The sequence below is a fragment of the Trichormus sp. NMC-1 genome (assembly GCF_001858025.1).
Taxonomy (GTDB): Bacteria; Cyanobacteriota; Cyanobacteriia; order Cyanobacteriales; family Nostocaceae; genus Anabaena.
The window spans coordinates 319,452-334,191 of record NZ_LZQD01000003.1; the positions used below are offsets into that span (position 1 = coordinate 319,452).

The window sequence follows — 14,740 nt, forward strand, 5'->3', positions numbered from 1 at the left end:
ATGAATATGACAGATATTTATCACGATTTTATTTATACAGACTGGATATTAATTGAAAACCAGTTTAACCCTGAGTTATTGCACCCTAGAGAAACAATTTTCACCATCGGTAACGGCTACTTGGGGACAAGGGGAAGTTTTGAAGAAGGCTATCCTCGCGCTTTATCAGCGACTTTTATTCATGGTGTTTATGATGATGTGCCGGTAGTTTATACGGAACTCGCCAATTGTCCAGATTGGCTACCATTGGTAGTAATAATTGATGGGGAACGCTTCCGCCTTAACCAAGGTGAAATATTAACATATAACAGACAACTTGACCTGCGTCAGGGAGTTCTCAGCCGTTCTGTGCGTTGGCGTAGTCCCAAAGGGAAGACCATAGATATCAATTTTGAACGCTTCGCCAGCCTAGCAGATCACCATGTCTTAGGGCAACGCTGCCAGTTAACACCAGTAGATTTTCATGGGTTAATCGAAATAGAAGCTAGTATTAATGGCTACCCGGAAAATCAAGGTTTCAATCATTGGGAAGGACTAGATCAAGGTAAGATTGACAAAGGGTTCTGGTTACACAGTCGCACCCGCAACACGCAGATAGATATCAGCATGGCGGCGCGGATGACCATATCAGGAACTGAAGCGGTGCTGCAAGTTAATACTGCACCTGGCTATCCTACTGTCAGCGCCACTTTTTTCGCTGAATCAGAACAGACTGTGACATTAGAGAAAATTGTGACAGTTTTTACCTCGCGGGATGTTGAGCAACCAGTAACAACAGCACTAGAAAAACTCGCTCAACTACCAGACTATATCACCCTCCGCAATGCCAATGAAAAAGCCTGGGCTGAGGTTTGGCAACAAAGTGATATTGTGATTGAGGGTGATATTACCGCCGCTTTTGCAGTTCGCTACAACATATTTCAATTACTAATTGCTGCGAAACGTGATGATGACAAGGTGAGTATTCCCGCTAAAACTCTGTCTGGATTTGGCTATCATGGTCATGTTTTTTGGGATACAGAAATCTTTATCCTGCCATTTTTTACTTTCACCCAACCAGCCATAGCTCGAAATCTGCTCAGTTACCGCTATCACACTTTAAATGGAGCGCGACGCAAGGCGCTTCATTATGGATATCAAGGGGCAATGTTTGCTTGGGAAAGTGCTGTGACAGGGGATGAAGTCACACCTAGATGGTCACTACCGAATGATTTTTATGCTGAAGATGTGCGGATTTGGTGTCGTGATCGGGAAATTCATATTAGCGCAGATATTACCTATGGGGCTTGGAACTACTGGCAGGTAACTGGGGACGACGAGTGGATGCGAGATTATGGCGCAGAGATGATATTGGATACCGCTATTTTCTGGAGTAGCCGCGTAGAGTTTAATTCTCAAACTCAACGGTATGAAATTCGCGGGGTGATAGGTGCAGATGAATACCACGAGTTAGTACATAACAATAGCTTTACTAACCGCATGGTGCAATGGCATTTAGAAAAAGCTTGTCTAGTTGATGATTGGTTACGTGGTCAGTTCCCAGAAAAATCAGCGGAATTAGCCGAGAAATTGCAACTGACAACCGAAATCAGAACTCATTGGCAAGAAATCATTAACAAAATTTGGATTTCTTATAACCCAGAAACGGAATTAATTGAGCAATGTGAGGGATTTTTCCAATTAGAAGATATCAATTTAGCCGACTACGAACCACGCCAAAAGTCAATGCAAACCGTCTTGGGAATTGAAGGAGCCAACAAACGCCAAGTCCTCAAGCAGCCAGATGTGTTAATGCTAATTTATCTCATGCGAGAATCGGCTGAATTTCCCTACAATCAGAAAACATTACAAGCAAATTGGGACTACTATGCACCTCGCACAGATATCACCTATGGTTCTTCTCTGGGACCGGCAATTCACGCGATTTTAGCCGCCGATTTAGGCAAATCACAGGCAGCATATAATCTGTTTATGCAAGCCGCTATGGTGGATTTGCAAGATAAACGCGGTAACACTCAAGATGGAATTCACGGTGCTAGTGCTGGGGGAATTTGGCAGGTTGTAGTTTTCGGATTTGGTGGTATCCAATTTCAGGATAATATCCCCGTAGCTAATCCCCACCTACCAGCAGGTTGGACACGTCTCCAATTTAAGTTACACTGGCACGGTAAATGGCACGATTTTGATTTACGTCCCTCCGCTTTATCTCCCCAAGTTCCCAACATCCGGGGAATTATCTTTGATTTAGATGGTGTGTTGACAGATACCGCAGACTATCACTACCAAGCTTGGCAAAAGTTAGCAGATGAAGAGGGTATACCTTTTAACCGCCAAGCTAATGAAGCATTGCGGGGTGTTTCTCGTCGCGCTTCTCTAATGTTGATTATTGGTGATAGACGATATTCAGAAGTGCAAATTCAGGAGATGATGGAACGCAAGAATGACTATTATGTGAAATTGATTCACAATATTACGTCTAAGGATTTGTTACCTGGGGCGGTTTCTCTGTTGGATGACTTGCGCCAAGCTGGAATCAAAATAGCCCTGGGTTCAGCAAGTAAAAATGCTCGTGTGGTCATTGAACGATTAGGAATTGCGGATAAATTTGATGCTGTGGCTGATGGTTATAGTGTGCAAGAACCCAAACCAGCCCCGGATTTATTTCTTTATGCCGCCAAACAGCTAGGAATCCCACCTAGTCAATGTGCAGTTTTTGAAGATGCAGCGGCAGGTATTCAGGCAGCTAAAGCAGCGGGAATGTGGGCGGTAGGACTAGGGCCTGTTGAGAGAGTCGGGGCTGCTGATGTTGTTTTATCTAGCCTAGCAGGTGTCAAATGGGAAAATTTAAGACAAGTAGGTGGGCATGAGATAATTTAGAACTACCGACCGGTGGCGATCGCTTCTCCTGCGGTTTTCCAAGCTGCAAAGCTAGGCGGAAAACCCCGTACATTCTCGTAGCCTAATAGGTGAAGTGTCATTACCCCCATTGCCGAGCGATAACCGGAGGAGCAATACAACACCACAGGGCGTAGGCGTAGCCCGCCGAAGGCATCGCGCGGAATCTGATTTAGATTGTGTGACAGGGTTCGCAGGGGAATGTTAATGGCGTTAGGTATGTGTCCAGAGCGATACTCAGAAGGTTCTCGCACATCTACTAACATGGGTTGAGATTTCTTTAACAGGCTTTTTAACTCTTCGACATTGGCAATTGTGTAATAGCCTGCTGGAATCGATGTGAGAAAGCTATCAACTCCCGATTCCAGATTGGTTGGTTTAGGCAGAGTTTGCATCTTTGCTTGAGATATTGATTCAGCTTCCGTGAGAGTTGCTGCTAGGATCGGGTTTTGTCCAATACCAAGCAAGAGGCAAAACCAGATCGCAAATGCCAGTAATACGCTCTGAATTGATTTCTTAAATATCATATAATTTCGCAATTGTAAGGGAACAAGTCAATTAATTATGGCGTTGAATATGTAGCCGATGCTGATAATGCCAACGGTTATTAACCCGACAAATACAGCTAATAATTGGAGTCGTAGCACTTTTTTGAGAATCACCATTTCAGGAAGAGATAGTGCTGTTACTGCCATTTTGAAAGCTAAAACTTGCCTCCAAGTTAACGCCACTGCTTCTAGGTTGTCTTCCCCTTCTAGAGGTATTTGTTGATGCAATACTGTTCGGTTAAGGAAATGTAGGTTGGGTTGAGCGACAGCAAAACCCAACATCATCAGGGGTTTTGTTGGGTTTCCTTACGTCAACCCAACCTACGATATAACAACGTTTTAGCCTTAACCGAGTAGTATTGTTTGTTGATGAGATTTTTGCAATTCCCAAACAAATGGTTCTACCCATTTTTCTAATCTCAGGAGTCCGATGATGTATCCAGAGGCGATAGCTGCGCTGACCGAAGGTATCGCTAAACCCACGCCAAAGCCAATATAGATCAGCGTCACCTTCAACCCAAACAATCCCCAGAGAAGGATAACAGCAACCTCATTTACCATTGGCGCTGCCATCAGATAAGAATTCTAATTCAATTCTCTCTCTACTGAATCCAAGCGATACGCGCAGCGTAAAGCCTCTGGCTTATCGCTAACGTTTCTTGACTGACCCCACGCCCCGCCGAGATTCCCGAACTTGAGGAGAGCCAATATACTCTATTGAACCCACGCCGGATACAGTCGCATCTAACTGCTGAGTGACATTAACCACAGCACTCCCCACGCCGCTATTGCGAACCGTCGCCTGCTTAGTCTTGAAATTCTCACCTTGGAAACTTCCAACCCCCGAAAGATCGAGTTCCAGCACATCGACACTGCCGGCGATTGTCATGCTACCCACCCCATCAAGGAAAACTGACAACCGTTTACCTTGGATATCCTTTACTTCAACACTACCGACACCATCTATATTCAAGCTCTCTAGGCTCTTCACCTCCACAAGGAACTCAATGGGCTTGATGGGATTCATACTAGTATCTTTTCTAATGGTGAGATACAGCACCTTGTCAGCTACACGACTTTCTAGCAACGGCAGAATGTTGTCGTCGGCGGTAATCGTGAGGGACTCTTTTCCTGTTTGCTGTATCGTAATTTTGCCGATAGATTTACTAGAAATAGATGAGAATCTACCCACTTCTCTAGATTCGGTCTTAACTATTCCAGAGCCTCTAACCCCACCCAAACTGAGAGAGCAGCCTGTTAATAGACTCAAAGCTGTTAAACACGCAACCAAACTGGATAGATTAGATTTCATGATTTGCCTACCTTGGCTCAAGGTGTCTTAAATGTCCATCCATCCATTGATCAATAAGAATTCCAACTCCAAATCCGCCAATCAAGAAGAATAGTGTCCCTATCCACAGATTATTAAAAATGTATAGTGCCAAAGTAAATGATGTTATTCCACTTACCATCACCCCCGTGATGATTGTTGTCCATACCCACAAAGAATTAGCTTTGACATGAGACACCTTTCCGCATTGGGAACATCGATAACCTCCTAATGGTGCAGCCCAGTATTGCCGCCAAGTTAAGGGAAAAGAATACTGGCAATAGGGACACACTAATGGCTTCTTTAAGCCTCTACTTTTGGAATGAGAAGTTCGATGGTTAGTGGGTAAACTCATGGGGTTCTCCTAGCGGTCGGTGTTCAGACTTCTTGATTTCCAGCACCTACTAAATGGTCTGCGGTAGGGGTTTGAGTGGGAACGCCAACCATAACCAAAGGTAGAGAAATAAAATCAGTCCAGGGATAGCAACGGCTAAAATAACGGTGACAATCCGAACGCCTTGAATGGGTAGTCGCCAATGCTGGGCGATCGCTGCACATATCCCTGCAATTACTTTGTGGCGACGACTGCGGTAAATAGAGGAGAGGCTAGACAAACGCTTGACTTTGATCACCCAAGACATCAGGAGTCCAATCACACCCAAAACAGCCGATGGTATGGTGATGATCGCCAGCCAATGGGCAAATACCATCCCTGCAACTAGGTCTCCGTGCCAGGATGGGCCTGGACAAACAAAGATGATCGCTTCCGCCTCACAACCAAAGTGGTCAGATAAACGTAGCCCTCCCCAAGCTAGTAGGAGTGGAAAGGCTCCATAAAAGATACAAAAGCCAAATAAAGCTAAGTACCCACGCATCGAAGGTGATCTGAGAATGGCGATCGCCGCAGCTGCTGGAGCGACCAAAAACAGGGTCAAAGCTAAAGGCAAGTAAACCATTCTTTTACATCTATAATGATCCAGTCTGTTGGATGGCGATAGCTGCGCTCGCCGTACCCCTCCGGGGAAGCAAGCTACGCGTAGCGTCTCGTAGAGAAGGCATCGCATCTTTTCATTTATGTTTGCATTCCTAACACCAAGATTGTTCGCCCGGCGGATTGTGTAGTAACTCCCGAATATTGGCTTCGATGACCCGATAGCCCACATTGCCGTTGAGTCTCTGCCGTCCTTCATTAAAAATCAGGGTGGGGCTGACTGTAACTGTATGCTCTTTAACTAATTCAAAATCCTGGGATAGCTTGGCATAAGCCTCACCACTATCAATTTGAGCTTCGATAGCTGCGATCGGCAGTCCTAATTCCTCGGCAATTCCAAATTGCACCTTGCGGTCAGAAACATCTGCCAGTTGGGTAAAAAACGCTTCTCGAAATGCCCAGGTTGCTTTTTCAAATACCTGTTGAGTTGGCTCTACTAAATCCTTCGTTTCTAGTAGTTGAATCGCATGGAGAAACAAATGACAGGATGTCGATGAAAATGGTGTTATCTTAGTCCAAATATCAGGATGAAGGCTGATGTGATCAAATTTTTTGGCAACCCCCTGAACATGATCGCTGTATCCTTGCAATCCCCCTCTTTCTCGCCATCGGTTCTCCAATTTTTCACGAGCAACACCAAAGACGGGGACAAAGTGGTGTGCAATAGCAATCTTGTCTTCAAAGGTTGTTTTCAACTCATCTAGCCGGATTTGAGCAATATAAGCCCAAACGCAGAGAACATCGGAAAAGTAAAAAATACGAATCGGTTCCATATCACTTCATCCTTAGACCCACCAGGGTTTCTTTCCAGTGCGAGGATCGGTTTTGGTCCAGGGCGAAATCAAAATACTATTATTGATCACTGCAACTTGGACAATCTTCAGAGGCAGAGGAGCCGGACCACGCACCACCGTTCCATCTGGAGCATAGCGCGAACCATGACAGGGACACTGAAACTCCTGATCCAGAGGATTCCAGGGGAAGGTACAACCAAGGTGAGTGCAGTTATCCACCAGCCCAATATGATCTAGTGTATTATCTTCTTTGACAATTAGGTAAGTGGGTTCTCCTGCCAAACCTGCAACCAAGGCGCGGGTTCCAGGGGGTTCTGCCAGAATTTGCGTGGCTGGTATTTGTTTCCCCAAAATATCTTTAGCAAGAATAGCACCCCCTGCTCCCGTTTTTTCGGCTGGAGCAATGAAGAATTTGCCAACAGGATAAAGCGCAGCACCAGCAGTGACAGCAACAGTTGCTCCTGTAATAAAGTTAAGTAGTTGCCGTCTTGATAGGGATGGACTTTCGAGTGGAATACTATTGTCCACGTATGGAACTCCTTAAAAGTCGATGAGTGAATTCCCATGCCTAATCCTGTACCGCTGTAAATAAAAAGTCCTAGATAAAACAATGCCATAGCCAACAACAGACGGATTAAGCCATCTAACGAACCAACATTCGTTTTTATAACTGTAATCTCCAATATTGAATGGGTTGTAAAACCTTTAGAAAACCCTTGGTGCAATTATGCAAGAAGCAACTTTCAAGGGATTGAAATTTTTTCTGATCTTCTCTTGTATTATAACCTGGAAATGGCTAACCATTCTCCGTTCTCAATATGTTGTTTAAGTTTTGCAATAATTGATTGGCTGTATAGGGTTTTAATAAAACTGCTTGCACTGTCATTTTATCAGCTTGAGGCAATATATCTGTGGTACTTAATCCACTAGAAGCAATAACTTGTACCTTTGGATCTATTGTTTGCAAAGTGCGGATAGCAGTCATACCATCCATTTCTGGCATCATCATATCCATCAAAACTGCACTAATTTCCTGTTTGTGTTGGGCATAGAGAGCGATCGCTTCAATTCCATTACTTGCAGTCATCGTCCGATAATTGTATTGTTCCAGAATGATTGTCGCCACATTACGAATGTCAGGTTCATCATCCACCACTAAAATCAATTCTCCTTGTCCAGAAGCCATTTCCAAGTTCTCTATACTAGGAATTTGAGCAACTTCTACAGATGGCAAGAATATCTTAAATGTACTGCCTTTACCAACTTCGCTAGAAACTGTCACAAAACCGTCATGGCTTTTAATAATTCCCAGTAACGTTGACAAACCTAATCCTGTTCCAGCACCTACTTCTTTGGTGGTAAAAAATGGCTCAAAAATTCTATCTAATATTTCTGGTGGCATTCCCATCCCTGTATCTGTAACTGTAATGACGATGTAAGTCCCAACTTTGGATTCAAGATGCATCCGGGTATAGGCTTGATCAATAAATAGATTTTCCGCAGCAATTTGGAGATTGCCTCCTTCTGGCATAGCATCACGGGCATTAACTGCCAAATTCATCAGGACTTGATGTAGTTGTGTAGTGTCTCCAGAAACAGCCCATAGTTCTTCGGGTATCTGGGCTACAAATTCGATAGATTTGGGAAATGTCTGTTTACCAATTTGAATAATATCTGCAATTAAATGTTTAACTTGTACAATTGCCCGTTCTCCTTTTAATCCTCGCGCAAAGGATAAGACTTGCTTGACTAAACTTGCCCCGCGTCTGGCATTATTTTCGATAATTGTCAATAGTTGCGGATGACGTTCTTCATGTTTGGCAAATCTACCTTTGAGTAATTGCGCTGCACATAAAATAGGTGTCAATATATTGTTGATGTCGTGGGCGATGCCACCGGCTAAAGTCCCGATACTTTCCAGACGCTGGGTGCGGTAAAACTGTTCTTCCAATTCTTTTTTCTTGGTAATATCAGTATCTACAATCAGGATAGATTTGGGTTGTCCCTCACTGTCAAACATCAGTGTCCAACGACTTTCAACGATAATTTCTGTGCCTAATTTGGTTTTTTTACGTAACTCACCCTGCCAAGTTCCAGACTTAACTACAGTCTGGAGAGGGATGACTTCTTGCTTTTGCGAAGTTTTAGAGTAGAAAATATCTTTGAGGTTTTTACCCAGAGCTTCATGATTTTTCCAACCGTATATCCTTTCTGCACCTTGATTCCAAAATAAGATTTCCGTCTGGAAATCTCGCACGAAAATTGCATCGGTAGCGATATTTAATAGGGCAGCTTGTTCGTGGATTTTCTGTTCTGCCTGCTTTCGTTCCGATATGTCTTTAGTTGTACCGAGCATCCTGGCTGGCTGATCGTTTTCGTCATCATAAACCTTACCTCTGGTGCTTAACCAATGTAGGCTACCATCAGCCCAAATTACTCGATATTCGGCGACAAATTCAACTTTTTGCTTAATGGCGCTGGTTACAGCTTTGGTGAAATTATCACGGTCTTCTGGATAGATTAAATAGAGAAATTCTTCAGGGCTGGGACATAATGTATTATTCGGTAAACCATAGATTAGCCCCATATTGCTAGACCATAGGGTTTTGTTGGTCTGGATCTCCCAATCCCATATACCCATGTTGGCGGCTTCTAGGGCTAAAGTCAGTCGTTCTTGAGTCTTTTTTCGTTCTTCTTCTACTTGCTTGTATTCCGTGATATCTTCGGTAACACTACCAAAATATTCCAGATCGCCTTGTTCATTTTTAATAGGGAAGCATCTACTCCAAATCCAGCGTATTGCTCCATTAGGTTGGATAATGCGGTACTGTAAACTAGTGGGTTCAGCTTTTTGATGATGCTCTTTTATTTCTGTTAAGATGCGATCGCTTTCTTCTGGATGAATTGCTTCTTTCCATGATTGAGGATTGTCGAACAGACTTTGGCATGAGCGACCCCAAATTTTCTCATAAGCCGGGTTTATATAGAGGGTTTCCTTGCCATCTTTAGAGGCCATCCAGATCAGCGTCTGAGTGTTTTCGGAAAAGTGCCGAAATTTCTCCTCACTCATCCTTAGTGCTTCTTCTGCTTGTTTGCGTTTAGTTTCCTCTACGCGGACTACTCCTTCTATTTGCTGATTGTTTTGTGGGGATTCACCTGTTGAATTTTCTAAAAATTGCTGTGTCGCTTTGGCAATACCGACCATTTTCACTAGATCTAACTTTTCTAACAAGCTAGATTCAGTGACTATTCCTAGCAATTTTCCCCCATCATCTACAATTGGTAAATGGTGAATTTGATACTGCTTTAAAAGCAAAAAGGCTGTTGAAATATCCTGAAATTCTGATTGTTTTAATGTGACAGGTTGTTTTGTCATCACTTCAGCCATTGTCACACTGGATAAATCGATGCCAGATGCTGTTAATTTCAATACGTCTCTAAGAGTAAATATTCCTAGTAACTGCGTTTCTTCTACCACTAAAACACAGCTAGTTACTTTTTGGCTCGATTTGCGGCATGGCAATGATAATGATGCTGAAAAGTTGATGAGTTCTAAGCTATTACTTTGTTCTTGATTCATTAAAGTAATAGCATCCACTACCTGACTATTAGGACTAATCTTCAAGGGATGATGATCAATCAGTTTATGTAAAGAAGGCAAATCAATCATCTGATTCTTTAATTGCATAGTTAATAGTCTATTTTCATTATTTTGTTGATTAAAAATTGACTAGTACCGCTTTCTCATAATTAAAAATTAAAACATCCTTCAAACAAACTTTTGAGTTAAATCTCTCACTGAGTAGTGATTTTGCCGCGCTGCACTGGGTGATTGAGAATAAGGGAAGATTTCACCCAAGCAGTCAGTATGTAGCAATTTTATTGATGACTACCAATCCGAATTTTTACTAAGTTGGTAAAGAATAGGGGATAAGTTAATCACTAAAGTAGGAAACTGATTTAATTTTTTAGTTATCAAACTTAATTCTATTGTTAAATTAGTCAACACGATTGAATATTTTTTTAGTTGGAAGTCCCTTACCTGTCTACACCAGTCAATTCACAAATCAAACCGGATGGCTATGACAGGCTAAAACCCTTGTAGAGACGTTCCATGGAACGTCTCTACATACAATATTTACCACAAGATGTCTAATGATAAGTTTCAAGCGGACATGATATTACCTTCAGCTGCGGCAATTTCTAACAGAGTTTTGAGTACAGAGTCAGGATTGAGACTAATAGAATCTATGCCTTCTTCAACCAGGAAACGGGCAAATTCTGGATAATCGCTGGGTGCTTGGCCGCAGATACCGATTTTGCGTTTAAACTGTCTTGCAGTAGCGATCGCTTTGGCAATTGTTCTCTTGACAGCTGGATTGCGTTCATCAAACAGATGTGCCACCAATTCAGAATCCCGATCTAGTCCTAAAGTTAATTGTGTCAAGTCATTGGAACCTATGGAAAAGCCGTCAAAGACTTGGCTAAATTCGTCAGCTAGTACCACGTTACTGGGTAACTCACACATCACATAAACTTCCAAGCCATTTTCACCTTTCACTAAGCCATTGGCTGCCATTTCTGCCAATACACGTTTTCCTTCTTCGGGAGTTCGGCAGAAGGGAACCATCAAAATCATGTTGGTTAAACCCATTTCATTCCTTACCCGCTTCATGGCTTCACATTCTAAGGCAAAACCTTCGCGGTAACGGGGATCATAGTAGCGAGAAGCACCACGCCAACCAAGCATTGGGTTTTCTTCTTTCGGTTCAAATTGTCTACCACCTAAGAGGTTTGCATATTCGTTACTCTTGAAATCCGACAACCGGACAATGACAGGTTTAGGATAAAAAGCGGCGGCAATTGTTCCAATACCTTGTGCTAGTTTATCAATAAAGAATTCGGCTTTATTTTCGTATTGGGCAGTTAACTCAGCAATTTTGTATTTAGCAAGTTCATCTTCTAAATCGTTAAAATGCAGTAATGCTAAAGGATGGGCTTTGATGTGGTTAGCAATAATAAATTCCATCCTTGCTAAACCTACACCATCATTAGGAATTGCGGTTAAACCTAGTGCTTCTTCTGGGTTGCCCACATTCATCATAATTTTGGTGCGAGTGCGTGGCAAGTTATCTAGTGTTAATTCTTGAATTTCAAAGTTCAATAAACCTGCATAAACTTTGCCTGTTTCACCTTCAGCACAACTCACAGTAATTTCTTGTCCAGTTTGTAATAATGTCGTCGCATTACCACAGCCAACAATAGCCGGAATTCCCATTTCTCTGGCAATAATTGCGGCATGACAGTTACAAACCACTACAGGAGTGTATTTACTGGTAAAAACTAGATAATTATGATGATCCGCAACAGTAATATTATAAACTTCAGCTTCTACTGCATCTGCAACTTTAACAACTCGTTGCATCCGAATATCACCTTGCAGAAGTTGCTCAAATTGACCTGTTTCACGGAGTTGTTGCTCGGAAATCAGGAGATTTTTATCTTTTCTAAGTTTGATTTGACCTGTTACATTGTCACCGAATAGTTGATTAGTAGCAAAGAAACGGGTTTGAATAGTTCTTCGATTAACATCTCCTTTGACTCGTTGAGTATATTCTAAAATTCGCTCTAATTTTTCCACAATCTGCACATTGTAGATGTGACGATTTCTGGTAACTTGAGGAACAGTATTAATTTTCAAACAAGCAATAATGACAGCTTGTAGTAAATTTTCTTCAGAGATATAGATGTTAATGCGGTTGTTAGCATAGCAACCATCACCATCAATTACACCGCCTAAAAATTGATAGGAAACTTCTGGAGTATTTTCGAGGAGAATTTGAGTAATCTGTTGCTCTTTTTCTTTTAAGTCGTAGGCGATAGCTTTAGAATAAATACGATAAGCTGTAGCTTGCCCTTTTACCTGTTTTCCTCTTATGTAACCTGAAGATTCGGCTTTCTCGTAAGAAGTAAAGGATTTACCATAAACTGTATTCATTTTTTCATTCATAGTAGCTATGAATGCTTGTTTTTCTGGTAAACACTTTTGAATAAACTGGACTTCTCCATGAGTTCGACTAGTATAAATTGAGCCGTCTGTGATTATTCCTCCAATCAGATAAGCCAAATCAGCTTCTTGATTTTTGTTGTTACCTAATTTAGGAATATTCTGAGATACAAGCACCATTTCTTGGCTATCTAACATTTCTTGAATCTCAGTTTTGGTATATTCACCATTACGAAGATTGACCATTTTATGATCAGGAGTTAAACGCAGAATATTATCTGTAACTTTCCCAGTTTGAGATACACTCACACCAATTACTTGAGATGTACGTTTCATCGCATCTGTAATGGGTTTCCATTCTATTTGATGGGTTTTGGTGTTGAGGGCTAAAGTTGATAATCCTTGATATCCTTGTTCATAGATTTGCTGAATGGTCATAAAACCTTGATTGGTGATAATGTTTGTATCTCCATCAAAACAGGTTCTCCCACCAGAGTTGGTGACAATAGCACTAGCTTTTTTCATGATTGGTTCCCAGTCTGGATCTGTGCGGTTTGTAACTAGCACATCTCCGGCTTGAAATTGTTGAATTTGCGACGCATCAAGAATAACTTTGGCTTTACCTTGACCAATCATTTCGCCGACGCTACGACCTGTTAATAAAACTTCACTTTTTTCTTTTAATTGATAGCTTTTTAGGACATTTTTCGTTTTTTGAGATTGTACTGTTTCTGGTCTAGCTTGAACTATAAATAATTCACCTGTCACCCCATCTTTTGCCCATTCAATATCCATTGGCGTGTCTATACCACGGACTTGGGAATAATGGTCTTCAATAATGCAAGCCCAGGTTGCAAGTTGTAAAATCTCGTCATTATTCAGGGCAAATTGGTTGCGTTCTGAGGCAAGAACAGAGACATTTTTGGTTAATTTCATCCCGCCTAAGTCATAAACCATTTTAATTTCTTTAGTCCCCAAACGTTTTTGGAGAATTGGTTTAAAGCCTTGTTTGAGAGTTGGTTTAAATACTAAATATTCATCTGGATTAACTGCACCTTGAACGACGGTTTCACCTAAACCATAAGCAGCGGTAATTAAAGCTGCATCTTGAAAACCTGTTTCTGTGTCAATGGAGAACATGACACCAGAACAAGCTAAGTCAGAGCGTACCATTTTTTGTACCCCGACTGATAAGGCTACTTCAAAGTGGTCGAAGCCTTTTTTTTGTCGATAGGAAATAGCACGGTCGGTAAAAATAGAAGCAAAGCATTTATGGCAAGATTCTAATACGCTTTTGAATCCGTAAACGTTGAGATAGGTTTCTTGCTGTCCGGCAAAACTAGCATCTGGGAGGTCTTCGGCTGTGGCACTAGAACGAACGGCAACGTCGGTATCTTCACCGTATTCTTGACAGAGACTTTGATAGGATTGTGCGATCGCTTCTTGTAATTCTAGCGGAAATGGCGTGTTGAGCATCAGCGACCGAGCTTGTTGACCACATTGTCGCAAATTATCTATATCCTCTACATCTAAAGAAGCAAATATCTTTCTCAATTTAGCTTCTAAACCTGCCCCAGTAATGAAAAATCTATAAGCATAAGCGGTGGTAGCAAACCCGGTGGGAACTTTTACTCCTTTGGAACTCAGTTGTTGAATCATCTCTCCTAAAGAGGCATTTTTTCCACCTACGAAGGGAATATCTGCAATCCCCACGCTATTAAACGGTAGGACTAGGGCTTGTTCTTTGGATAATAGGCGCTCATTTTCTTGATTTTGTCGTATTTCTAGCATATTTTCGAGTCCTTTAAAAGCTACAAATATTTTGCGTAAATCGATGCTTCTGAGTTACACAATTATTTTTATACCCCAATAATTTGAGGAACTTGTGAAGATATAGCAGGTGACAGGGAACAGGTGACAGGTGACAGTGCTAGAAGCCTTTTAGTGTCTAAGTTTTAGGATTAGTTGATGTCCTAACCGCCTTGTCCGTTGCTATACTGTTTAAAAAAACGGAAAATACGTAAATATCATGACATTATTTAGAAATATAACTAAAGATATTGTGCTTGGCAGTTTCCTCACATTTGCAAACTACACTGTAAAAGTATAAATATTTATAAGCATTTTCTAGTCTAATTAAGTACAAAATTATCTGCGTCCATCTGCGTTTAATTA

11 protein-coding genes are annotated in these 14,740 nt (G+C 41.7%); 1 reads left to right on the forward strand and 10 read right to left on the reverse strand.

The annotated features are described in order from the left end of the window. Entirely contained in the window at positions 1-2,877 is a 2,877-nt protein-coding gene (gene pgmB, locus A9Y75_RS12765) for a beta-phosphoglucomutase (protein WP_071189931.1), read from the forward strand. Positions 2,878-2,879: 2 nt separating this feature from the next. On the opposite strand, the gene A9Y75_RS12770 is transcribed toward pgmB, so the two are convergent. The 10 genes from A9Y75_RS12770 to ppsA all read right to left on the reverse strand — a co-directional run bounded on the left by A9Y75_RS12770 (position 2,880) and on the right by ppsA (position 14,356). After that, positions 2,880-3,290 carry a rhodanese-like domain-containing protein gene (locus A9Y75_RS12770; RefSeq protein WP_236721393.1) on the reverse strand — a complete coding sequence of 137 codons (411 nt, stop codon included), beginning with the start codon at positions 3,288-3,290 and terminating at the stop codon, positions 2,880-2,882. A gap of 159 nt (positions 3,291-3,449) precedes the next feature. After that, positions 3,450-3,728 carry a hypothetical protein gene (locus A9Y75_RS29595; protein ID WP_071189933.1) on the reverse strand — a complete coding sequence of 93 codons (279 nt, stop codon included), beginning with the start codon at positions 3,726-3,728 and terminating at the stop codon, positions 3,450-3,452. A gap of 60 nt (positions 3,729-3,788) precedes the next feature. Then, positions 3,789-4,016 carry a hypothetical protein gene (locus A9Y75_RS12780; RefSeq protein WP_071189934.1) on the reverse strand — a complete coding sequence of 76 codons (228 nt, stop codon included), beginning with the start codon at positions 4,014-4,016 and terminating at the stop codon, positions 3,789-3,791. Between the two features lie 76 nt (positions 4,017-4,092). Continuing rightward, complete coding sequence (locus tag A9Y75_RS12785) at positions 4,093-4,755, reverse strand: DUF2807 domain-containing protein (protein WP_071189935.1); 663 nt, start codon at positions 4,753-4,755, stop codon at positions 4,093-4,095. Between the two features lie 7 nt (positions 4,756-4,762). After that, a complete protein-coding gene (locus A9Y75_RS27590; RefSeq protein WP_143046415.1) occupies positions 4,763-5,128 on the reverse strand; it encodes a hypothetical protein in 366 nt (121 codons plus the stop codon). Positions 5,129-5,177: 49 nt separating this feature from the next. Then, positions 5,178-5,729: a PspC domain-containing protein gene (locus A9Y75_RS12795; protein ID WP_071189937.1), complete on the reverse strand. Its 552-nt coding sequence runs from the start codon at positions 5,727-5,729 to the stop codon at positions 5,178-5,180. A gap of 130 nt (positions 5,730-5,859) precedes the next feature. After that, positions 5,860-6,537 carry a DsbA family protein gene (locus A9Y75_RS12800; protein WP_071189938.1) on the reverse strand — a complete coding sequence of 226 codons (678 nt, stop codon included), beginning with the start codon at positions 6,535-6,537 and terminating at the stop codon, positions 5,860-5,862. A gap of 12 nt (positions 6,538-6,549) precedes the next feature. Beyond that, entirely contained in the window at positions 6,550-7,086 is a 537-nt protein-coding gene (locus A9Y75_RS12805) for a cytochrome b6-f complex iron-sulfur subunit (protein WP_071189939.1), read from the reverse strand. Positions 7,087-7,354: 268 nt separating this feature from the next. Beyond that, positions 7,355-10,246: a PAS domain-containing protein gene (locus A9Y75_RS12810; RefSeq protein ID WP_071189940.1), complete on the reverse strand. Its 2,892-nt coding sequence runs from the start codon at positions 10,244-10,246 to the stop codon at positions 7,355-7,357. Between the two features lie 477 nt (positions 10,247-10,723). Next, positions 10,724-14,356: a phosphoenolpyruvate synthase gene (gene ppsA, locus A9Y75_RS12815; protein ID WP_071189941.1), complete on the reverse strand. Its 3,633-nt coding sequence runs from the start codon at positions 14,354-14,356 to the stop codon at positions 10,724-10,726. Between the last annotated feature and the right edge of the window lie 384 nt (positions 14,357-14,740).

Excerpts from the sequence above, each read along its gene's own strand:
- pgmB (WP_071189931.1), top strand. The coding sequence starts at position 1 with ATGAATATGACAGATATTTATCACGATTTTATTTATACAGACTGGATA.
- A9Y75_RS12770 (WP_236721393.1), bottom strand. The coding sequence starts at position 3,290 with ATGCAAACTCTGCCTAAACCAACCAATCTGGAATCGGGAGTTGATAGC.
- A9Y75_RS29595 (WP_071189933.1), bottom strand. The coding sequence starts at position 3,728 with ATGATGTTGGGTTTTGCTGTCGCTCAACCCAACCTACATTTCCTTAAC.
- A9Y75_RS12780 (WP_071189934.1), bottom strand. The coding sequence starts at position 4,016 with ATGGCAGCGCCAATGGTAAATGAGGTTGCTGTTATCCTTCTCTGGGGA.
- A9Y75_RS12785 (WP_071189935.1), bottom strand. The coding sequence starts at position 4,755 with ATGAAATCTAATCTATCCAGTTTGGTTGCGTGTTTAACAGCTTTGAGT.
- A9Y75_RS27590 (WP_143046415.1), bottom strand. The coding sequence starts at position 5,128 with ATGAGTTTACCCACTAACCATCGAACTTCTCATTCCAAAAGTAGAGGC.
- A9Y75_RS12795 (WP_071189937.1), bottom strand. The coding sequence starts at position 5,729 with ATGGTTTACTTGCCTTTAGCTTTGACCCTGTTTTTGGTCGCTCCAGCA.
- A9Y75_RS12800 (WP_071189938.1), bottom strand. The coding sequence starts at position 6,537 with ATGGAACCGATTCGTATTTTTTACTTTTCCGATGTTCTCTGCGTTTGG.
- A9Y75_RS12810 (WP_071189940.1), bottom strand. The coding sequence starts at position 10,246 with ATGCAATTAAAGAATCAGATGATTGATTTGCCTTCTTTACATAAACTG.
- ppsA (WP_071189941.1), bottom strand. The coding sequence starts at position 14,356 with ATGCTAGAAATACGACAAAATCAAGAAAATGAGCGCCTATTATCCAAA.